Raw genomic sequence first — 21221 nt, 5'->3', positions numbered from 1 at the left:
TCTCAAGGGTAGTTTTCGTCAGAGTTTGTGCATTATATTCAAGTTTTAACAATTAAAAACAACAGTTTTGAATCGATATACAATTTCTACGTTGGAATACGTAAAAAACATAACGTTTGAAGGCGTTAACAATCGTAGATAATAGGCAAAAATAAGAAACATTAGGGGCTTGGATCTAATGAAGACATTGCGATCATTGCGGGATACTTCTCATAACGCCGCCTGGACGGCCGGCCTGGCGGTGACGCTGTCGACGCTGCCGCTGTTCTCCGCGCAGGCGCAGCAAGCCGCCGCGCCCGCACCCGAGGAGGATCTGCCGACGGTCACGGTCGAGGGCGAGAGCGCGCCGGACAACACGCTTGAGGGCACGACCGGCATTTCGCGTCTGCCCGGCCGGATCCAGGACATTCCCCAGGTCGTGCAGGTCATCAACCAGCAGACCATGCAGGAGCAGGGCGTCACCACGCTGGAGCAGGCGCTGCGCAATGTGCCGGGCGTCACCGTCGGCATCGGCGAGGGCGGCGGCGGCATGAATGGCGACCAGTTCCGCATTCGCGGCTTCCAGTCCAAGGGCGACGTCTACATTAACGGCCTGCGCGATTTCGGCGTCTATGTCCGCGATAGCTTCGCCTATGAGAGTGTCGAGGTCATCAAGGGCCCGTCCTCCGAGAGCTTCGGTGCCGGCACCACCGGCGGCGTCGTCAACTCGACGCTCAAGCAGGCGCATATCGGCGACAAGTACGACTTCGAGGGCCAGTTCGGCACCGGGCCGCTCTATCGCGGCGTGTTCGACATTAACAAGCAGCTCAGCGACACCTCCGCCTTCCGCATCGTCGGCATGGTGAACGAGCAGGACGTGGCCGACCGCGACCATGTCGAATCGAACCGCTACGGGCTGATGGCCGATCTCGGTTTCGGCCTTGGCACCGACCAGACCCTGCACCTGAACTATCTCTACCAGAACGGCTCGCGCACCCCCGATTACGGCGTGCCTATCGTAACGCCACGCTATGGCGACGCGGTGCGCTACGGCTCGCTCGGCAAGCCGGTGACGGAGTGGGGCGTTCCGCGCACCAATTTCTACGGCAAGGTGACGGACCACGACGACACCGAAGCCAACATGTTCACCGCCAACTACAAGCGCGAGGTGAATGACTGGCTCACCATCACCAATGACTCCCGCGTCGGCTATTACACCCGCGACTTCGCGACGAGCGTCGCTGGCTGCTCCAACAGCCCGACTGGCGTGACCAACCCGACGCCCGAGCAGTATGAGGGGACCTGCACCGGCCAGTTCTTCGCCGGCAACAACCCGGCGATCGCCTTCGGCGGCGGCAATCCCGGCTTCGACCAGACCAGCTGGTCGGGCCAGAACGTCACCACCGCCATCGCCAAGTTCAACACCGGCTTCCTGCGCCATGAAGTGGTGGCAGGCATCGACATGTATTTCGTCGATGACGAGCGCACACTGATCTCGGTGAACGGGTCGAAGGGCACGTCGACGATCTGGAACCCGGTCTACGCCAACACCACGGGCTATTTCCTCTACCCGAACCCTCTCGGCAATAACGGCCAGCGTGAATCGACGGCTACCGATTTCGGCGCCTTCGTCAGCGACCGGATCTGGCTGACCGAGCAGCTCTCGGTGCTGGGCGGCATTCGCTACGACACCTATTCGGCCGATTACAGGTTCTGGTGCGTGGGCTCGACCTGCGCCAACGGCACCAATAGCTGGACCGATGCCGAAAGCACGACCCAGTTCTCCAGCCCCAAGGCGAGCATCATCTGGGAGCCGAGCGCCAACCAGACCTATTACGCCTCCTGGGCGCGCTCCTACTCGCCGCAGGGCATGTTCCCGACCAACGACATCACCGTGGTCAATCCGACGCAGAACAACCTTCAGCCGGAAGAGAACGAGACCTACGAGATCGGCTTCAAGGTCTCGACCCCGGACGGGCGGCTCGGCTTCACCGGCTCGCTGTTCCGGGTCGACAAGAGCAACGCGTATTATGTCGACCCCTTCACCTTCGACACGGTGGAGACCGGCGAGAACCAGCGGGTGCAGGGCGTCGAACTGGGCGTTACCGGCAACATTACCCGCGCCTGGGTGATCCAGGCGGGCTACGCCTATTATGACAGCGAGATCCAAACCTCGACTACCGCAGACTACGTCGGCAACGAGGTTCCCTTCGTCTCGGAGAACAACTTCACCCTGTGGACGACCTATGAGCTGACCAAGGATGTGCTGAGCCAGATTCCCGGCAAGCTGCTGGTCGGCGGCGGCATCACCTATGCCAGCGAATACTACACCAACAGCGCCAACACCGCGATCATTCCGGAGACCTTCTCGCTGGATGCGCTGGTTTCCTATGAATACGAGAATTACCGCATCGCGCTGAACGCCTACAACCTGACCGACGAACTGAACTACGTCGCCGGCTGGGGCAACCGGGCGGTGCCGTCCTCGGGCCGCACCTTCACCCTCACCGTCGGCGCGACCTTCTGACGAGTGCCTTCAAGACCTGACCGTCTCATCTCGGGGGAAGGCCGCTCATCCGGCTTTCCCCCTCTTTTCGTTGAACGGACCCACCCATGCTGATCCAGATTCCCGACATCCTCACCCCGGACGAAGTCGCTCATTGCCGGCGCGTGCTGGAGGCCTCGCCCTGGGTCGATGGTCGCGTCACCGCCGGGCAGCAGGCGGCGCTGGGCAAGCTCAACCTGCAGATCCCGGTGGAGTCGAAAGAGGCGGCCGAACTGGGCGACATCGTGCTGCGGGCGCTGGGGCGCAACCCGATCTTCAACTCGGCTGTCATGCCACTGCGTGTGCTGCCGCCCATGTTCAACCGCTACGATGTCGGCATGAAATTCGGCGCCCATGTCGATGGCGCGATCCGCGCCATTCCCGGCACCGGCATGCGGATGCGGGCGGATGTCTCCACGACCATCTTCCTCACCGAGCCGGAGGATTATAATGGCGGCGAGCTGGTGATCGAGGACACCTATGGCACCCATGAGGTGAAGCTGCCGGCGGGCCATGCGGTGGTCTATCCCGCCTCCAGCCTGCACAGCGTCAACGAGATCACCCGCGGCAGCCGCTGGGGCTCGTTCTTCTGGTCGCAATCGATGATCAAGGACCAGGAGCGCCGCACCATGCTCTATGACCTCGACCGTGCCATCATGGGCACGCGGGCTCGGCTGCCGGACGACGACCCGTCCGTGCTGTCGCTGGCCAATGTCTATCACAACCTGCTGCGCCACTGGGCCGAGCTCTGACAGCCCCGGCGCCGCGCGATTGACAGGAGCCGGCAGGCGTGGGAACCGCCGCCCGGCGGCAAGGCGCCGCGCGAGGCGAATGGCATGGTCGGCTCCTCCCTTTCCACCGAACTGATCGGCGGCGTCGCGGCGCTGCTCACCACGCTGTGCTGGCTGCCGCAGGCGCTGAAGATCCTGCGCACGCGCGAGACCCGCGACCTCTCGCTCATCGCCTATCTGGCATTTGCCGCCGGCGTCGCGCTCTGGCTGGTTTACGGCGTGCTGATCGGCTCGATTCCGGTCATCATGGCCAATGCCGTGACCCTCGTCCTGCTGGCCGGCATCCTGTCGCTCAAGCTGCGCTATGGCTGAGCGGGGGGCTTTATTATCCTCAATCGACGGAACCGCGCATGTTCGGCTTCATCCCCCCGGCGTTGACGCCGATCCTGCTTCTCGTCGCCTCCAACATCTTCATGACCTTCGCCTGGTATGGCCACCTCAAGCACAAATCGTCGCCGCTGCTTCTCGCCATTCTGGTGAGCTGGGGGATCGCCTTCTTCGAGTACTGCCTCGCCGTGCCGGCCAATCGCTATGGCTCCGCCACCTATTCGACGGTGGAACTGAAGACCATGCAGGAGGTCATCACCCTGGTGGTGTTCGCCGGCTTCTCGGTGCTCTGGCTGAAGGAGCCCTTCCACTGGAACCACCTGATCGGCTTCGCCCTCATCGCGCTCGGCGCGTTTTTCATCTTCCAGAAGTGGTCATGACCCTCACTCGGCCGGCGCGAGGCGCAGCAGGCGGCCGTTCGAGGGGTCGTCGGTCAGCAGCCACAGCGCGCCGTCCGGGCCCTGGCGCACGTCGCGTAGGCGTTCGCCGAGATCGGCGAGGAGGATTTCCTCCTGGGCGATGCTCTGGCGCGCCGGGTCGAGCTTCAGGCGCACCAGCCGCGCGCCGGCAAGCCCGCCGGTGAACAGGTCACCCTTCCACTGCGGCATCAGCGTGCCGGTGTAGAAGGCGAGGCCCGAGGGTGCGAAGGACGGGTCCCAGTATTTCACCGGCTGTTCCAGGCCCGCCTTTTCCGTTCCCTCGCCGATCTTGGCGCCGGAATAGTCGCGACCATAGGTGATGACCGGCCAGCCATAGTTCTTGCCCGCTTCCGGGCGGTTCAGCTCATCGCCGCCGCGCGCGCCATGTTCGATGGTCCACAGGAGCCCGGTGGCGGGGTCGAGCGCCGCGCCCTGCACATTGCGGTGGCCATAGCTCCAGATTTCCGGCCGGGCGCCATTTTGCTGCCGGAACGGGTTGTCGGCGGGCACGCTGCCATCGGGGGCGATGCGGACCACCTTGCCGATATGGTTGGTGAGGTTCTGCGCCTGGTCGCGCAGCGAGGCGCGGTCGCCCAACGTGACGAACAGCGTGCCGTCGCGGGCGAAGACGAGGCGCGAGCCGAAATGATTGCCGCCGCTGGCCGCTGGCGACTGGCGGAAGATCACCTCGACATTGTCCAGCCGGGCATCGCCGTTCTGCTCCACCAGTTGGCCCCGCGCCACCGAGGTGCCGGCAGCGCCTTCGCGTGGTTCGGCATAGGTGAGAAAGACAAGCCGGCTATCGGCAAAGTCAGGCGCCCGCGCCACGTCGAGCAGCCCGCCCTGTCCGCGCGCCAGTACCGGGGGCACGCCGGCAACCGGCGCCGAGACGGTGCCGCTGCGGCTGACAATCCGCAACTGGCCGGGCCGCTCGGTCACCAGCATGCGGCCATCGGGCAGGAAGGCGAGGCCCCAGGGGCTGTGCAGCCCGCTGGCGACCGTCTCGACGCTGAGCGGCCCGATGGAGGAGGGGGCCTCGACCGGCTCGCCCGTAGCCGATTGCGCGGCCGCCGGGGCGCCGCTCGCCGCAAGCAGCAGAGCCATCACGCAGGCCGCAGCGCGTGTCGCGCGGCGAGTGTCGGGGCGGGGCGGGGCAGAAGGGTGGCGGCTCACGGCGGCGCTCCGGGGTTCGGTTGCGAGCCGTATGGTTAGAACACCCGGCCCGGCAGGCCAACCGCCGCCGCACGCACGATGCCGTTAGGGAAATGCCGCCGTCAGGCGATCGCGGCGCGGCGGAAAGGCGCTGCCGCGCCGGCAAAATCCGGGGCGTTCAGCCCCGGCGCCCGCGGTTGCCGCGCGGCTCGTCGGCGCTCAGCGCGCCGGATGTCTGCAAGGTGTTGCGCAGCATGAAGGTGGTGAGGCCGCACAGGCCGACAAACGTCGCCAGCAGCACCGCGCCAATGGCGAGGCGCTCCTCCGAGGCCGCGTGGACGACCTCGAAGGCGGAAGCCCGCTGCAAACCGAACAGGCACAGCACGGCGATGATGGCAAAGGTCAGCGACAGCACGACGCCCGCTTCCATCGCGGCGCGGCGCAGCCGCCGGCCGGCGGTGTGGCGGGTGGCAAGAACGTCGCCGGCGCGGGGCGCGGCGGCAATTGTCTGGTTCGGCATGGTCTTGTCCGGCATGGCGAAACCCCTTCGGTCCGTCCGGGCTGCTGCCCCTTTGGATGACGGTAACTTGGGAGGGGAAGGCGGCTCCGCGTGGACGCCACTTTGTGCAACCCGGTGCCATTTCGAGGCCATTTCACGGCAACCGGTTAAGGCGCGTTAACCAGGGTCAAGGCGCGACAACCCCGGGGCTCAGGCGCTGTCGGCCCGGGGCGCGGCGTGCTCCGGGCGCCACTCCATGCCGACATGGCCGGGCTGCGCCGCCACCCGCGCCAGCCAGGCCCGCACCGCCGGGAAGGTGGCGAGGTCAAAGTCGCCCTCCCGCGCCACATGGATGTGGGCATAAAGGGCGAGGTCGGCGATGCTCAGCGTGCCGTCGACCACGAAGGGGCGGCGCGCCAGATGACGCTCCATCACGCCCAGCGCGGCATAGCCCTCCTCCATCCACCGGTCGATGTCGTGGGTGCGCAGATCGCGCCCGCCGCGCACCAGCTTGAGCCAGAACCGCGCCAGCCCGATCGAGGAATCGACGCTGTGCTGCTCGAAGAACATCCAGCGCAGCGTCTCCGCCCGGCCCAGCGGATCGTTGGGCAACAGGGGCGTGCCGTCGGCGAGGTAGAACAGGATGGCGTTGGATTCGGGCAGATAGCGCCCGCCCGGCAGTTCCAGCAGCGGCACCCGGCCCTCCGGGTTCTTCATCAGGAAATCCGGGGTGCGGTTCTCCCCGCGCAGCAGGTCGACATCAATGAGCTGGAAGGGCAGGCCGAGCCGGGCGAGCAGCAGCCGCACCTTGTAGGAATTGCCGGAACTCTGCATGGCATAGATCTTGAGCATGCAGCAAACTCCGGCAGAACGGTCTGGATCGCGGCCGCGTCAGGAAAACGTGGCCCTCGTGACGCCCGGAGGTAGGGAATCGCTTGCCGGGGCGCAAGGGCTCGACTAGTTGTCGCGCGCAAAACCCTCAAGGGAGAAACCGGCCATGAGCCTGATATCCGCCGCCCTGAAGCGCATCAATCCCTCCCAGACCATCGCCATTTCCAACAAGGCGCGGGAGCTGAAAGCGGCCGGGCGTGACGTGATCGCGCTCGCGGCCGGCGAGCCCGATTTCGAGACGCCGGACAACATCAAGGAAGCCGCGATCAAGGCGATCCGCGACGGCCAGACCCGCTACACCGCGGTGGACGGCATTCCCGAGCTGAAGGCGGCCATCGTCGCCAAGTTCAAGCGCGAGAATGGCCTCACCTACAAGCCGAGCCAGGTCACGGTCGGCACCGGCGGCAAGCAGGTGCTGTTCAACGCGCTGGTGGCCACCCTTGATGCGGGCGACGAGGTCATCATCCCCGCGCCGTACTGGGTGAGCTACCCGGACATCGTGCAGTTCTGCGGCGGCACGCCGGTGCCGGTGGAGACGAAGCTTGAGGACAATTTCAAGCTGAAGCCGGAAATGCTGGAAGCGGCGATCACCCCGAAGACCAAGTGGCTGATCTTCAACTCGCCGTCCAACCCGACCGGCTCGGCCTATTCGCGCACCGAGATGAAGGCGCTCACCGACGTGCTGATGAAGCACCCGCATGTCTGGGTTCTTACCGACGACATGTATGAGCACCTGGTCTATGACGATTTCGAATTCGTCACCCCGGCGCAGGTCGAGCCGGCGCTCTATGATCGCACCCTCACCATGAACGGCGTCTCCAAGGCCTATTGCATGACCGGCTGGCGCATCGGCTACGCCGCCGGCCCGGAGGCGCTGATCAAGGCGATCGGCACGCTGCAGTCGCAGTCGACGTCCAACCCCAACTCCATCGCCCAGTGGGCGGCGGTCGAGGCGCTGAACGGCCCGCAGGACTTCATCGTCGCCAACAACAAGGTGTTCAAGGAGCGCCGCGACCTCGTGGTCTCGATGCTCAACCAGGCCTCCGGCCTCACCTGCCCGAAGCCGGAGGGTGCGTTCTATGTCTACCCGTCCTGCGCCGGGCTGATCGGCAAGACCACGCCGGCCGGCAAGGTTATCGACAATGACGAAGCCTTCGCCTCCGAGCTTCTGGAGGCCGAGGGCGTCGCGGTGGTGCATGGCTCGGCCTTCGGCCTCGGCCCGGCCTTCCGCATCTCCTACGCCACCTCCACCAAGGATCTGGAGGAGGCGTGCCTGCGAATCCAGCGCTTCTGCGGCTCTCTCCGCTGAGGTAGAATGATATTGACCGGCCGGGAGACGCGCCCCGGTCGGCAAGCGCCTTAGGGCGGGGGCGCCGGTTCCCGTGAGCCGGTCGCGCGTCATCTTCAGGAGATTTGAATGTTCCGTACTGTTCTGTCGCGCGGGCTGCTCGCCTCTGCGCTTGTCGCGGGCGCCGCCACCCTCGCCGCCGCGCCCGCCTCGGCCCAGACCAAGAGGGTTGAAGTCGGCTCGCTCGCCTGCGCCGGGTCGAAGTCGGTGAGCTTCATCATTGGTTCCAAGCGCACGCTCGACTGCACCTTCACCACGGCCCGCGGCAAGAAGTACGCCTATGAGGGCTCGATCCGCCGCTGGGGCCTCGATCTCGGCGTGACCGGCCGCAACATCCTGCTGTGGACCGTGCTGGCCCCCACCAAGGGCGTGCGCTCGTCTGATCTCGACGGCACCTATGTCGGCGTGTCCGGCAGCGTCGCGCTCGGCGTCGGCGTGGCCGGCAACGTGCTGGTCGGCGGTTCCAACAAGACCATCGCCCTGCAGCCGCTCAGCGTCGAAGGCCAGACGGGCGTGAATGTCGCCCTCGGCGTGGGCGACCTGCGCCTCGTCTCCAAGTGAGCTGATGCTCTAAGCCGATGCCCGCCTGCGGGCGGCGTAATTTTGCTGAAGGCCCGTCGGCACCGCCGTCGGGCCTTTTGCTTTTCTGCACGAGAAGTTGAAAGAGCGGCTGAAATAAACCACCCGGTTCCAGCGTACTCTCCTCGTCACTCAAGAGGAGTCCGCTATGCCGATACGCCGTCGCCGGTCCTGGGAGTTGCCAGAGAGCGCGGTCACGCCCGAAGCCACCTATCTCTCCCGCCGGAATTTGCTCGGCGCGGGGGTGGGCCTGCTCGGCGTCGCGGGCTTGTCCGCCGCGCTCTCCCCCTTCGCCGATGCCGCCCCGGCGGTGGGCGACCCGGCCAATGACCCGACCAGGGATCTCTATCCCGCGAAGAAGAACCCCGCCTTCACCGCCGGCGACCGGCCGATCACGCCGGAGGAGATTTCCGGCAACTACAATAATTTCTATGAGTTCGGCTCGGAGCGTTCCGGCTACCAGATCGCCGACGTGGCGGCGCGCATGCCGCGCCGGCCCTGGACGGTGAAGATCGATGGGCTGGTCGAGCAGCCGCGCGAGGTCGGCATCGACGATCTCATCCGCGCCATGGCGCTGGAAGAACGCATCTACCGCCACCGCTGCGTCGAGGCGTGGTCGATGACGGTGCCGTGGACCGGCTTCGCGGTGAAGGACCTCGTCGCCTATGCCAAGCCGCTCTCGGGCGCCAAATATGTGCGCTTCGAGACCTTCATGAATCCGGAAGTGGCGCTGGGCCAGCGCCGCTTCATCTACCCCTGGCCCTATTTCGACGGGCTCACCATGGCGGAGGCCACTAACGACCTCGCCTTCCTCGTCACCGGGATTTACGGCAAGCCGGCGCCCAACCAGTTCGGCGCGCCGCTGCGCCTCGCCGTGCCATGGAAATACGGATTCAAATCGGTGAAGTCGATTGTCCGCATCTCCTTCGTGGCCGAGCGGCCGGTAGGGCTGTGGGAGCAGGTGCAGGGCCGCGAATATGGCTTCTGGGCGAACGTGAACCCGGAGGTGCCGCATGCCCGCTGGAGCCAGGCCAGCGAGCGCGACATCGGCACCGGAGAGCGCCGGCCGACGCTGATCTATAACGGCTATGGCGAAGAGGTCGCCGGCCTCTACAAGGGGCTTTCGGGCGAGAAGCTGTTCATGTGAGGTGAGCGGCCCGCTGCCGCCGCGGCACAGAAAAAAGGCCGGGTCCCAAAAGGGCCCGGCCTTAAGTTTTCGCTGCCGAAGCAGCGAACCTTCCAGAGGGGAACAGCCGAAACGCGAGGCGCCTCGGTGTCTGGGGTTCATATGCTCACATCGCGGGCACTCTGCAATAATGTATGCCTGCATAGCAGGCATGCGTAATTGCATCGGGCGTTTCGCACGCCTGTCATGCCTGCGAATTGGGCGCCGCGATTACCTCCGAGTCGCCGCGTGTGCATGATGAAGTCGACTGAAACGCGCGTCATCACTGCAACGCTGCGCCAGCGCAGCCCCGATGGAGGACACGCCGTGCCCGTCTTTAGCGCCGCTACGTGCCACCGTGCCCCTGTTCTGATCGCGGTCCTGATGTCGCTGGCGCCCGCTGGGGCCGCGTGCGCGGCGGAGGCGGCGCGGGTCGCGGTCGCCGATATCGGCTTCACCGATTCGTCCGGCGAGGCGCGTGACCAGAGCCGCGACCACGAGGCGCGGCGCCTTTCGCTCACCCGGGAGGTGCGAGCCGACATCGCGCGTGCGGCGAGCCTCGACATGCTGGCTCTTCCCTGCGAGGGCGCCTGCCGGCTGGATGCGGAAGGGGTCGAGACGCTGCGCCAGCGGGCACGGCAGGCGGGGGCCGGCTTCCTGCTGGTGGGAAGCGTGCACAAGATGAGCACGCTGGTGCTGTCGATGCGGGTGGCGGTGCTCGATGCCGCGAACGGCAAGCTCGTGTTCGAGCGTCTGCTGAGCTTTCGCGGCGACAATGACGAGGGCTGGCGCCACGCCGGCGCCTATGTCGCCCGCGAGGTGGCCGAGCAACTGCCTCCCCGCTGAGCGGCGCTCAGAAGCTCCAGCGCTGCGCCTTGGCGACAAGGAAGTCGCGGAACACCTGGATGCGCGCCACGGAGCGCATTTCCTGCGGGTAGACGAAATAGGCTTCCAGCGTCGGCGTGGTGCGTTCGGGGAAAAGCTGCACCAGCGTGGCGGAGTCTTCCAGCAGATAGTCCGGCACGATGCCGATGCCGACGCCGCGTTCCACCGCCCGCTTCAGCCCGAGCACGTTGTTGACCGAGAGCGAGGGCACGCGGCCCTCCTGGTCGTCTTCCAGCCCGGCGCGCTCCAGCCAGTTCAGCCCCTGGAAATAGGAGGGGATGGGCCCGCCGAGCAGGATGATGCGGTGCTTGTCCTTGTCCAGCTCGTCCAGTGTGCGCGGATGGCCGTTGCGCTTGAGATATTCCGCCGAGGCGAAGGCATGGAAATGCACGGTGAACAGCTTGCGCTGGATCAGGTCCGGCTGCACCGGCTGGCGCAGGCGGATAGCGACATCGGCCTCGCGCATGGCGAGATCGAGCTCGTCATCGGTGAGAATGAGAGTGATGCGGATATCGGGATAGAGTTCGAGGAACTCGCCGATCCGCGCCGTCAGCCAATGGGTGCCGAGGCCCATGGTGGTGGTGACGCGCAGTTCGCCGTTCGGCTTCTCGCGCGAATCCGTCAGCTTGGCCCGCGCCGCTTCCAGCTTCATGAACACTTCATGCGCGGTGCGGTAGAGTAGGTCGCCCTGCTCGGTCAGGATCAGCCCGCGCGCATGGCGGTGGAACAGCGGGATGTTGAGTTCCTGCTCCAGCGCCGAAACTTGCCGGCTCACCGCCGATTGCGACAGGCCGAGCGCCTCACCCGCATGGGTGAACGACCCCGCCTCCGCCGCGACATGGAACACTTTGAGCTTGTCCCAGTCCATGTCGCGAGCGCGATTGGCTTTGTTGTCCATCCGGCGAGGGCCCTCGTTCATTCGGCGGCTTGCGCGAGCGGCTCGCGGACGGCGAGGAAGCGCTCGACCTCCAACGCCGCCATGCAGCCCATGCCGGCGGCGGTTACCGCCTGGCGGAAAATATCGTCGGCGACGTCGCCGGCGGCGAACACGCCTTCCACCGAGGTCTGGGTGGAGTGCGGCGCCGTCCAGACATAGCCGCTGGGCTTCAGCGTGAGCTGGCCCTGGACCAGATCGGTTGCCGGGGCATGGCCGATGGCGATGAACACGCCATCGGCCGGACGCTCGGAGAGCGCGCCGGTGGCGACATCCTTCAGCACCACGCCCGTCACCTTCGGCGGCTCGTGCTGGCCCTTCACCTCATGCAGGGCGGCGTTCCACACCACCTCCACCTTGGGATGGGCGAACAGGCGCTCCTGCAGGATCTTCTCGGCGCGGAAGCTGTCGCGCCGGTGTACGACCGTGACCTTGGAGGCGAAATTGGTGAGGAACAGCGCTTCCTCGACCGCGGTGTTGCCGCCGCCGATGACCATGACTTCCTTGCCACGATAGAAGAACCCGTCGCAGGTGGCGCAGGCGGAAACGCCGTGGCCGCGATAAGCCTGCTCGGATTCGAGATCGAGCCAGCGCGCCTGCGCGCCGGTGGCGAGGATGATGGTCTCGGCGATCCACACCGTGCCGGAATCGGTTTCGGCGCGGAAGGGGCGGCGGGACAGGTCGAGCCGCGTCACCAGGTCGTTGACGATGCGGGTGCCCATCTTCTCCGCCTGCGCCTGCATCTGCTCCATCAGCCACGGGCCCTGGATCGGATCGGCGAAGCCGGGATAGTTCTCGACATCGGTGGTGATGGTCAGCTGTCCGCCGGGCTGGATGCCCTGGATCAGCACCGGTTCCAGCATGGCCCGCGCGGCATAGACGGCGGCGGTATAGCCGGCCGGGCCCGAACCGATGATGAGGACCTTGACGTGGTTGGCCGGGCTGGCGGAGGGGGCCGACATGGCAGGCTCACTGTGTTGCGACGAACGATTCGCCGGGCGGGACGATCCGGCTGTGGAGACGCTGCTGGGGCCCGCGCCTGCGCGCGCTGCAAAGGCCGCCCCGGCAGCCATGCGAAAATGTAGGGGCTGACCTGGGCAACCGCAAGGCAGCGGCCTTCTATCCATTAGTTTTCCATAAGGAAGATTGCGCGAGGCTCGCGCGCAAGATAATTGCTCTCGCGGCCGCCGCACTCCTCGCGCTGCCGCAGGCGCGCCGCCCCGGCCGCCGGAAACGGAGACCCCGCTTGGTTCGCCGCATCGACGCGATCGACTGGAACATTCTGCGCGAGCTGCAGGGCGATGGCCGCATCACCAATGTGGAGCTGTCGCAGCGCGTCGGCATTTCCGCCCCGCCCTGCCTGCGCCGCGTGCGCTCGCTCGAGGAGGAAGGCATCATCAAGGGCTACCGGGCGCTTCTTGACGAGAAGAAGCTCGGCTTCGACCTGATGGCCTTCGCCATGGTGCACCTGATCAGCCAGGCCGAGGGCGACCTTTCCGCCTTCGCCGCGCAGGTGGAGCGCTGGCCGCTGGTGCGCGCGTGCTGGATGCTGTCAGGCGAAACCGACTTCATCCTGCTCTGCGTCGCCCCTGACCTGCGCACCTTCCAGAACTTCGTGCTGGAACTCACCGGTGCGCCCAATGTGCGCAATGTGAAGACCGCGCTCACGCTGCAGCAGTCCAAGGACGCGGCGGTGGTGCCGATGGAAGGGGAAACCCGGTGATCGTCGCCACCGCTACCGATACCGCCTATGTCGAGCTGACCGGGGTGATGCTCGCCTCGCTCGCCGACAAGGCCGGCGGCAGCTTCGACCGGGTCTGCGTGTTCTGCGACCGTGTGTCGGAGGAGGACAAGACGCGCCTCGCCGCCGCCTATGGCTTCGACAATATCGACTTCGTCGACATGAGCGACGACATGGTCCGCCACTTCGCGGCGCGGCCGGTCAACCACCACCTCTCACGCACCGCCTATGCCCGCATCCTCATGCCGCTGAGCCTGTCGCAGGCGACGGGGCGGCTGTTCTACATTGATTGCGACACGCTGGTGAACGCCTCGCTGGCCCCGCTGGCCGACCTGCCGATGCAGGGCTTCGCGCTGGCGGCGGTGGACGACATCGCCCATCAGGTGCCCGAGCGCCATGCCAAGCGCAATCGCGACATCGGCCTGCCGGATGCCATGCGCTATTTCAACAGCGGCGTGCTGCTGATCGACCTGGAGGCCTGGCGCGCCCAGCGGCTGACGGAGCGGACGCTCGATTTCATCGCCTCGCGGCCGAGCCTGCCGATGATGGACCAGGACGCGCTGAACGGCGCCCTGCAGGGCGAATGGCTGCCGCTCGATGAGAGCTGGAACCTGCACCGCCGGCTGGAGAAGGGCATCTACACCGACGATCCCGCCATCTGGCAGGAGGCCCGGATCATCCACTTCATCGGCCAGGTGAAGCCCAACTACACCGATTGCAACCACCCCGCGCGCGACCTGTTCCTTGCCTATCGCGCCGGCACGCCCTTTGCGCATGCGCCGCTGAAGACCCGGTTCGGCCGCAAGGTCGAGAAGCGGGCGCGCAAGTTGCGGCGCTTCTTCGGCAAGCTCAAGCGACGCCTTTTCGGAGCCTAGGGATGGCACATAGCCTCGTCGACGAATATGCGAAGCTGCATGCGCGCCATCGCTACGGCGCCACCGCCCGCCACGCGCTGGCCGACATGCTGCCGCACATCCTGGCGCTGAAGCCGGCCTCGCTGATCGATTTCGGCTGTGGCCAGAGCAACCTCGCCTTCCTCATCGCCGCCAAGGCGGGGATCGGCGAGATCCACCGCTACGACCCCGCCATCCCCGCCATTTCGACCCTGCCGGACCGGCGGGTCGAGCTGGCGGTGAATGTCGACGTGATGGAGCATATCCCGGACGAGGAAATCGACGCGGTGCTGGCCTCCATCGCCGCATCCGCGCGCGATGCGCTGTTCGTCATCGACATCGGCCCGGCCAAGATGCTGCTCTCCGACGGGCGCAACGCCCATGTGTCGCAGCATGGCGCGGACTGGTGGCTGGCGCGGCTGAAGCCGCATTTCCCCACCATTCGCGAGATGCCGATCCATCGCCGCGCCCGCGTCGCCTTCAAGACCTGGGACGGCGAGGTGAGGGGGTTCACCGGCCTTGCCGTGCGGGCGCGCGAACGGGTGATCTACCGCACGCAGAAGCTGACCCGCTCGGCGCATCGCAAGCTGTTCGGGACGAAGCCGCGCGGAGCCGCCCGGTGAAGCTGCTGGTCCTGCGCGACAAGAAGCCGGGGCATTTCAACCAGGCGGAAGGCGTCGCGCGGGCGGTCGGGCGTCTCGCGCCCACCGAGGTGGCGCGGCTCGATATCCGCCCGACCTGGTTCGCCCATGACGACGTGCGCAAGATCGTCATGCGCCGCTACGGCCGCGACGCCCGCTACTGGCTGAAATCCATGTACGCCATCGCGGCGGAGAGCCTCGATAAGCCGGATGTCATCATCGGCTCGGGGCGGCCGACCATCGCGGCGGGAATCCTGCTCAGTCGGTTCTTCGGTGGCGTGCCCTTTCTCTATTCCGGCGGCATCGGCGGCTATGACACGCGCGAGGTCAGCCTGATGATCGTCGCCTCGCCACGCGCGGCGGGCAATCCGCGCTCGGCCTGGGCGCCGATTCCCTCCATCGTCGATCCCGCCGACTACCCCGCCCCGCGCCGGCTTTCGACACTTGCCGATCTCCGGGGGGCAGAAATCGCGCTGCTGGTCGGCGGCACTGCCTATCGCAAGGAATGGCCGGCGAAGGAATGGGATGCGCTGATCGCGCTGGTTCGCGCGGTGGCGAAGGAGCATGGCGTGCGCTGGCGGGTGACGACCTCGCGCCGCACGCCTGATGAAGTCGGGGAGCGCCTCGCGGCTTTGGCCGGGGAGGGCGTGCTGGCCGAATTCATCGACTACCGCAATGCCGGGCCCGGCTCCGTGCGGGCGCTGTTCGGCGCCGATGCGGTGGTGGTGACGGAAGATTCGATGAGCATGCTGGTCGAGGGGCTGACGGCCAAGCGCCCCGTCATCGGCCTGCGCTCGGCCAAGGTGCATGACGGCTATGCCAGCGAGGCGATCTCGGCCTGGGCGGCGAAGAGCTGGGCCGCGCCCGCCTTTGGCCCGAGCCTCGCCATCCTGCCGCTCGGCACGGTGACGGCCGCGCAATTCGCCGGCACGCTGATCAAGCTGGATCCGCCGACGCTCGATGTGCGCGGCGAGATCGCTGGCATCGTCGCCCCGGTGCTGGGTCTGGACGCACCAGCGATCTAATTCTCTGTTTTGTCGCGTTTTCTTCACGCGAGCCGGTCGTCACTTCGCTCGAAAACGCCCTAGGCCGCCGCCCAGACCTTCTCGTAGACCGCGTTGATCTTCTCGGCCTCGGTGGCGATAGAATGGTTGTCGACGACATGCTGGCGCGACGCAGCCGCCATGTCGGCGCGGTGGGCATCGTCCAACGTCACGAAGGCCGTCACCGCCGCCGCCATCGCCAAGACATCGCCGGGCGGGATGATGGCGCCGGTCGTCCCCTCCACCACCAGTTCCTCGAAGGCGCCGACTTGTGTGGCGACGACCGGCACGGCGCAGGCCATCGCCTCCAGCGGGGTGACGCCGAAGCCTTCCCAACGCTGGGGGGCGACGTAGAGGTCGAGCGCTCGGTACCACAGCGCGATGTCGGAGGTCGCGACCTCGCCGGGGAAGAGGATGCGGTCGGCGAGACCGGCCTTCTCCACCTTGGCGCGCTGATCGGCGAAGAAGGCGGTGTGCGCGCCGGTGGCCCGCCCCAGCACCACGCCGCCCCAGTCGGGATGGTCGGGGAGCACGCGGATCAGCGCGTCGACAAACACGTCCGTCCCCTTCTGGGCGCGGATGCGGCCGAAGCAGCCGATCATCCTGAGATCATCCGGCAGGCCCACCGCCCGCCGCGCCGCCGCCTTGTCGGGCGCGGGGGCGAAGCTGTCCATGTCGATGCCGTGGTGAATGACGGTGGAGGGGCGCTGGAGATAGCCCGCCGTCTTCTCCGAGGTCGCGATCACCGCGTCCATGCGGGAAATGAGGAAGCGGCTCCAGCGCGTATGCCAGCGCTGCGAGGCGGAGGTGAAGACGAGGCTCAGCTTCATCCGCAGCAGATCGCGCAGCACCACGCCGGCGAGCATCTCGACATTACGGCGGGCGTGCCAGATGCGGGTGGGGCGGCGGGCCGGCCGGCGCCAGAAATGGCTGAGGTCGGCCACGCCGATGCGCGGCACGCTGTCCGCCAGGCCGGGGCCGAAGGCGGCGATGCCGATGGAGCGCGCCTGAAAGGGCAGCACGCGCTCCAGCGTCGAGGTGACGCCGGAGAGGCGGCGCTTGAAATTCGGCGCCACGACTTCGAGCCGTGCCGGATCGATCGCCGCCTTCTCCGTCATGTCGGGCCTGCGTCCGTGCTCAGGCGAAGCGGACGGCGGCGATCTCGTAGGAGCGGGCGCCCTTGGGCGTCACCACTTCCACCGACGTGCCGAGCTTCTTGCCGATCAGCGCGCGGGCCATGGGCGAGGAGATGGAAATGCGCCCCGCCTTGGCGTCGGCTTCCATGTCGCCGACGATCTGCCAGACGCGCTCTTCCTCGGTGTCCTCGTCGATCAGCTTGACCGTGGCGCCGAACATCACGGTGTCGCCGGTCAGCTTGGCCACGTCGATGATCTCGGCGCGGGACAATTTGTCCTCAAGCTCGGCGATGCGGCCCTCGTTGAGCGCCTGCTGTTCCTTGGCAGCGTGATATTCGGCATTCTCCGACAGGTCGCCATGGGCGCGCGCTTCCGAGATGGCCTCGATGATGCGCGGGCGCTCGACCTGCTGGCGGCGCTTGAGTTCTTCTTCCAGCGCGGCGTGGCCGCCGGCGGTCATCGGAATCTTTTCCATTGGTCTGTTCTTGACCTCCCAAAAGCAAACGAAGCCCCCGCGGGCGGAAGATCGGGCCACCTCGGCCTCGATCGAACCACCCGCGCGGGCTTATCCGTTGTCCGGCTCCTAACGCCGCGAGGCGCCGTCAGGTTCGGCCGGTCTAGAAATAGTCCTGCAGGGCCCGCACTTCCAGATCGCCGCCAATATAGGCCTTGATCCCGCGCGCCGCCGCAATCGCTCCGGACAGCGTGGTGTAGTACGGCACTTTATGCAAGAGGGCGGCACGGCGCAGCGAACGCGAGTCCGCGAGCGCCTGGGCACCCTCGGTGGTGTTGAACACCAGCTGGACCTCGCCATTCTTGATCGCGTCGACAATGTGCGGGCGGCCTTCCAGCACCTTGTTGATCTTGGCGCTGGGCACGCCGTTCTCCACCAGGAAGCGCTGGGTGCCCGAGGTGGCGATCACCTTGAAGCCGAGCGAGACAAGAAGCCGCGCCGCGTCGAGAATGCGGGACTTGTCGCCGTCGCGCACCGAGATGAACACCGTGCCCGAGGTGGGCACCTTGGTGCCGCCGCCGAGCTGGCTCTTGGCGAAGGCGACGGCGAAGGACTTGTCGAGACCCATCACCTCGCCGGTGGACCGCATTTCCGGGCCGAGCACCGTGTCGACGCCGGGGAAGCGGGCGAAGGGGAACACCGCCTCCTTCACCGCCACATGGTCGCCGGCAAAGGGTTTTAGCCCGAACGAGGCCAGCGGCTCGCCAGCCATGATGCGGGCGGCGATCTTGGCGATCGGCTGGCCCACCACCTTGGCGACGAAGGGCACGGTGCGGGAGGCGCGCGGATTGACCTCCAGCACGAAGATCTTGCCGTCCTTGATCGCGTACTGGACGTTCATCAGCCCGCCGACGCCGAGCGCCAGCGCCATCTTGCGGGTCTGCGCCTCCAGTTCCGCGATCATTTCAGGCGACAGCGAGTAGGGCGGCAGCGAGCAGGCCGAATCGCCGGAATGGATGCCGGCTTCCTCTATGTGCTCCATGATGCCGCAGACGAAGGTGTCGGTGCCGTCGGCGAGGCAGTCGACATCCACCTCGATGGCGTCCGAGAGATAGCGGTCGAACAGCAGCGGGTTCTTGCCCAGCAGCGTGTTGATCTGCCCGGTCTTGTCGTTGGGGTAGCGGGCCTTGATATCGTTCGGCACCAGACCCGGCAGCGTCTCCAGCAGGTAGTCGCCGAGCTGGCTCTCCTCATGGATGATCTGCATCGCCCGCCCGCCCAGCACATAGGAGGGGCGCACGACAAGGGGATAGCCGAGCTCGGCCGTCACCAGCCGGGCCTGCTCCACCGAATAGGCGATGCCGTTGGCCGGCTGGCGCAGCTTCAGCTTGTCGAGCAGGGTCTTGAAGCGGTCGCGGTCCTCGGCGAGGTCGATCGCCTCGGGCGAGGTGCCGAGAATCGGGATCTCCGCCTCTTCCAGCGCCCGGGCGAGCTTCAGCGGGGTCTGGCCGCCGAACTGCACGATGACGCCGTGCAGCGTGCCGTTGGAGCGCTCGCGCTCCAGAATCTCCAGCACGTCCTCGGCGGTCAGCGGCTCGAAATACAGCCGGTCGGAGGTGTCGTAGTCGGTCGACACGGTCTCCGGGTTGCAGTTGACCATGATGGTTTCATAGCCGACCTCCTTCAGCGCGAAGGCGGCATGGCAGCAGCAATAGTCGAACTCGATGCCCTGGCCAATGCGGTTGGGGCCGCCGCCGAGGATGACCACCTTCTTTGCGTCCGTCGGGCGCGATTCGTCGGCCGGGACGCCAGCGAAGGGCATCTCGTAGGACGAGTACATATAGGCGGTGGGGGCGGCGAACTCGGCGGCGCAGGTGTCGATGCGCTTATAGACCGGGCGCACGTCCAGCGCCCGGCGGCGCTCGGAGACCTCGGCCTCGGAAAGCCGGGCAAGGCCGGCGAGGCGCGAATCCGAGAAGCCCATCGCCTTCAGGCGCCGGAAGGCACCCGCCGTCTTCGGCAGGCCGTGGGCGCGCACCTTGGCCTCGGTGTCGACGATCTCGCGGATCTGTTCGAGGAACCACGGGTCGATCTTGCAGCCGGCATGGATGGCCTCGTCGTCGAGGCCGAGACGCATCGCCTGCGCCACCTTCAGCAGGCGGTCCGGGGTGGGGGTGCCGAGCGCCGCGCGCACGGCGTTCTTGTCGTCGCCGAGGCCGAGACCCTCGATCTCGATCTCGTCGAGGCCGGTGAGGCCGGTCTCCAGTGAGCGCAGCGCCTTCTGCAGCGATTCCTGGAAGGTGCGGCCAATGGCCATCGCCTCGCCGACCGACTTCATCGAGGTGGTCAGCGTCGGCTCGGCGCCGGGGAACTTCTCGAAGGCGAAGCGCGGAATCTTGGTGACGACATAGTCGATGGTCGGCTCGAACGAGGCCGGGGTGGCGCCGCCGGTGATGTCGTTGGCGATCTCGTCCAGCGTGTAGCCGACCGCAAGGCGCGCGGCGACCTTGGCGATGGGGAAGCCCGTCGCCTTGGAGGCCAGCGCCGAGGAGCGCGAGACGCGCGGATTCATCTCGATGACGATCATCCGACCCGATTCCGGGTCGATGGCGAACTGGACGTTGGAGCCGCCGGTCTCGACGCCGATCTCGCGCAGCACGGCGAGCGAGGCGTCGCGCATGCGCTGATATTCCTTGTCGGTCAGCGTCAGCGCCGGGGCGACGGTGATGGAATCGCCGGTATGTACGCCCATCGGGTCGATGTTCTCGATGGAGCAGACGATGATGCAGTTGTCCGCCTTGTCGCGGACGACCTCCATCTCATACTCCTTCCAGCCCAGCACGCTCTCTTCCACCAGCACTTCATTGGTGGGGGAGGCGTCGATGCCGCGCTCGATGATCTCGATATATTCCGACTTGTTGTAGGCGATGCCGCCGCCGAGCCCGCCCATGGTGAAGCTCGGGCGGATGATGGCCGGCAGGCCGACCTCATCAAGCGCTTCCAGCGCCTGCGGCAGGGTCTTGATCTGGCGCGAGCGCGGCGTGTCGAGGCCGATCTTGGTCATCGCGTCGCGGAAAAGCTCGCGGTCCTCGGCCTTGTCGATGGCCTCGGCGGTGGCGCCGATCATCTCGACATCATATTCGTCCAGCACGCCCATCTTGCGCAGTGACAGCGCGCAGTTGAGCGCGGTCTGGCCGCCCATCGTCGGCAGCAGAGCGAAGCCGCCGGGGATCGCATGGCGCTCCTTGGCGATGATCTTGGCGACGATCTCCGGCGTGATCGGCTCGATATAGGTGGCGTCGGCCAGATCCGGGTCGGTCATGATCGTTGCTGGATTGGAATTGACCAGCACGACCCGATACCCCTCGGCCTTCAGCGTCTTGCACGCCTGGGTACCGGAATAATCGAATTCGCAGGCCTGCCCAATGACGATGGGGCCGGCGCCGATGATGAGGATGGTGGAGATATCTGTGCGTTTCGGCATCGGATCCCGTGCGGCTCGCGCATTGGTCCGGGCGCACAAAAAAGGACGCGCTGTGCGACGCGTCCTTGGGCGGACCCGGATTGAACTTTCTGGGCGAGGTCACGCCCCGCAATTGGGGGCTTCCCTTAACGCAGATTCCCTCGGGGGGGAAGGGCGCGGGTGCCTTTAAGCCCTGCAGTCGACGCACGGGGCGCATGAATTCCACAGGCCACGCGGCTCTTCGGCCGAACACGATGGCGGAGGGTATGTCCCGCGCGTCGTTTTGTGTCCTTGTTGCCCGAGTGCAGGCGGCGGCTGGCCGAGAGCAGCCGCGCG

General features: G+C 66.5%; 20 protein-coding genes. 12 read left to right on the top strand and 8 right to left on the bottom strand.

What is annotated here, in order from left to right:
- The first annotated feature begins 196 nt into the window (after positions 1-196).
- From A3M1_RS0100905 to A3M1_RS0100890, 4 genes are all read left to right on the top strand, one after another.
- On the top strand, positions 197-2506 hold the full coding sequence (locus tag A3M1_RS0100905) for a TonB-dependent siderophore receptor (RefSeq protein WP_018387065.1): 2310 nt from the start codon (positions 197-199) through the stop codon (positions 2504-2506).
- A gap of 86 nt (positions 2507-2592) precedes the next feature.
- Complete coding sequence (locus tag A3M1_RS0100900; protein ID WP_018387064.1) at positions 2593-3276, top strand: Fe2+-dependent dioxygenase; 684 nt, start codon at positions 2593-2595, stop codon at positions 3274-3276.
- Positions 3277-3360: 84 nt separating this feature from the next.
- Positions 3361-3627 (top strand): SemiSWEET transporter, encoded by a 267-nt coding sequence (locus A3M1_RS0100895; protein WP_018387063.1) that lies wholly within the window; start codon positions 3361-3363, stop codon positions 3625-3627.
- A 38-nt stretch (positions 3628-3665) separates the two neighbouring features.
- The gene (locus A3M1_RS0100890; protein ID WP_018387062.1) at positions 3666-4022 is read left to right on the top strand and encodes a DMT family protein; all 357 of its coding nucleotides are present in this window, start codon (positions 3666-3668) and stop codon (positions 4020-4022) included.
- Between the two features lie 3 nt (positions 4023-4025).
- On the opposite strand, the gene A3M1_RS0100885 is transcribed toward A3M1_RS0100890, so the two are convergent.
- From A3M1_RS0100885 to A3M1_RS0100875, 3 genes are all read right to left on the bottom strand, one after another.
- Positions 4026-5165 (bottom strand): PQQ-dependent sugar dehydrogenase, encoded by a 1140-nt coding sequence (locus A3M1_RS0100885; protein WP_018387061.1) that lies wholly within the window; start codon positions 5163-5165, stop codon positions 4026-4028.
- Positions 5166-5391: 226 nt separating this feature from the next.
- Positions 5392-5748: a hypothetical protein gene (locus A3M1_RS0100880; RefSeq protein WP_018387060.1), complete on the bottom strand. Its 357-nt coding sequence runs from the start codon at positions 5746-5748 to the stop codon at positions 5392-5394.
- Positions 5749-5922: 174 nt separating this feature from the next.
- Positions 5923-6564 (bottom strand): glutathione S-transferase family protein, encoded by a 642-nt coding sequence (locus tag A3M1_RS0100875; RefSeq protein ID WP_018387059.1) that lies wholly within the window; start codon positions 6562-6564, stop codon positions 5923-5925.
- Between the two features lie 145 nt (positions 6565-6709).
- Here A3M1_RS0100875 and A3M1_RS0100870 point away from each other — a divergent pair, with 145 nt between their 5' ends.
- The 4 genes from A3M1_RS0100870 to A3M1_RS0100855 all read left to right on the top strand — a co-directional run bounded on the left by A3M1_RS0100870 (position 6710) and on the right by A3M1_RS0100855 (position 10541).
- Positions 6710-7912, top strand: coding sequence for a pyridoxal phosphate-dependent aminotransferase (locus tag A3M1_RS0100870; RefSeq protein WP_018387058.1), 1203 nt, complete (start codon positions 6710-6712; stop codon positions 7910-7912).
- Positions 7913-8020: 108 nt separating this feature from the next.
- On the top strand, positions 8021-8512 hold the full coding sequence (locus tag A3M1_RS0100865; RefSeq protein ID WP_018387057.1) for a DUF992 domain-containing protein: 492 nt from the start codon (positions 8021-8023) through the stop codon (positions 8510-8512).
- A gap of 166 nt (positions 8513-8678) precedes the next feature.
- Entirely contained in the window at positions 8679-9677 is a 999-nt protein-coding gene (msrP, locus tag A3M1_RS0100860; protein ID WP_018963930.1) for a protein-methionine-sulfoxide reductase catalytic subunit MsrP, read from the top strand.
- A gap of 345 nt (positions 9678-10022) precedes the next feature.
- Positions 10023-10541: a DUF2380 domain-containing protein gene (locus A3M1_RS0100855; RefSeq protein ID WP_245261539.1), complete on the top strand. Its 519-nt coding sequence runs from the start codon at positions 10023-10025 to the stop codon at positions 10539-10541.
- A gap of 7 nt (positions 10542-10548) precedes the next feature.
- Here the strand turns inward: A3M1_RS0100855 and A3M1_RS0100850 are convergent, their stop codons facing one another.
- A complete protein-coding gene (locus tag A3M1_RS0100850) occupies positions 10549-11448 on the bottom strand; it encodes a LysR family transcriptional regulator (protein WP_164714572.1) in 900 nt (299 codons plus the stop codon).
- A 47-nt stretch (positions 11449-11495) separates the two neighbouring features.
- Positions 11496-12476, bottom strand: a complete 981-nt coding sequence (gene trxB, locus A3M1_RS0100845; RefSeq protein WP_018387053.1) for a thioredoxin-disulfide reductase — start codon at positions 12474-12476, stop codon at positions 11496-11498.
- Positions 12477-12760: 284 nt separating this feature from the next.
- Here trxB and A3M1_RS0100840 point away from each other — a divergent pair, with 284 nt between their 5' ends.
- From A3M1_RS0100840 to A3M1_RS0100825, 4 genes are read left to right on the top strand one after another with little or no spacing between them, the layout of a single operon-like run.
- Complete coding sequence (locus tag A3M1_RS0100840) at positions 12761-13237, top strand: Lrp/AsnC family transcriptional regulator (RefSeq protein WP_018387052.1); 477 nt, start codon at positions 12761-12763, stop codon at positions 13235-13237.
- The gene (locus A3M1_RS0100835; RefSeq protein WP_018387051.1) at positions 13234-14130 is read left to right on the top strand and encodes a glycosyltransferase family 8 protein; all 897 of its coding nucleotides are present in this window, start codon (positions 13234-13236) and stop codon (positions 14128-14130) included. Before A3M1_RS0100840 ends, A3M1_RS0100835 begins: the two co-directional genes overlap by 4 nt.
- Before the next feature lie 2 nt (positions 14131-14132).
- A complete protein-coding gene (locus tag A3M1_RS0100830; protein WP_018387050.1) occupies positions 14133-14771 on the top strand; it encodes a methyltransferase domain-containing protein in 639 nt (212 codons plus the stop codon).
- A complete protein-coding gene (locus A3M1_RS0100825) occupies positions 14768-15814 on the top strand; it encodes an ELM1/GtrOC1 family putative glycosyltransferase (protein WP_018387049.1) in 1047 nt (348 codons plus the stop codon). Before A3M1_RS0100830 ends, A3M1_RS0100825 begins: the two co-directional genes overlap by 4 nt.
- Before the next feature lie 59 nt (positions 15815-15873).
- On the opposite strand, the gene A3M1_RS0100820 is transcribed toward A3M1_RS0100825, so the two are convergent.
- The 3 genes from A3M1_RS0100820 to carB form a co-directional block, all read right to left on the bottom strand.
- Positions 15874-16950 (bottom strand): glycosyltransferase family 4 protein, encoded by a 1077-nt coding sequence (locus tag A3M1_RS0100820; RefSeq protein WP_018387048.1) that lies wholly within the window; start codon positions 16948-16950, stop codon positions 15874-15876.
- Positions 16951-16969: 19 nt separating this feature from the next.
- The gene (gene greA / locus A3M1_RS0100815; RefSeq protein WP_018387047.1) at positions 16970-17443 is read right to left on the bottom strand and encodes a transcription elongation factor GreA; all 474 of its coding nucleotides are present in this window, start codon (positions 17441-17443) and stop codon (positions 16970-16972) included.
- Positions 17444-17585: 142 nt separating this feature from the next.
- On the bottom strand, positions 17586-20906 hold the full coding sequence (gene carB, locus A3M1_RS0100810) for a carbamoyl-phosphate synthase large subunit (RefSeq protein WP_018387046.1): 3321 nt from the start codon (positions 20904-20906) through the stop codon (positions 17586-17588).
- Positions 20907-21221 lie beyond the last annotated feature (315 nt).

Source organism: Ancylobacter sp. FA202 (assembly GCF_000380205.1).
In the GTDB taxonomy this organism is placed as follows: Bacteria; Pseudomonadota; Alphaproteobacteria; order Rhizobiales; family Xanthobacteraceae; genus Ancylobacter.
Note: the sequence above shows the minus strand (reverse complement) of the source record. Positions and strands in the feature narration are given on the sequence as shown.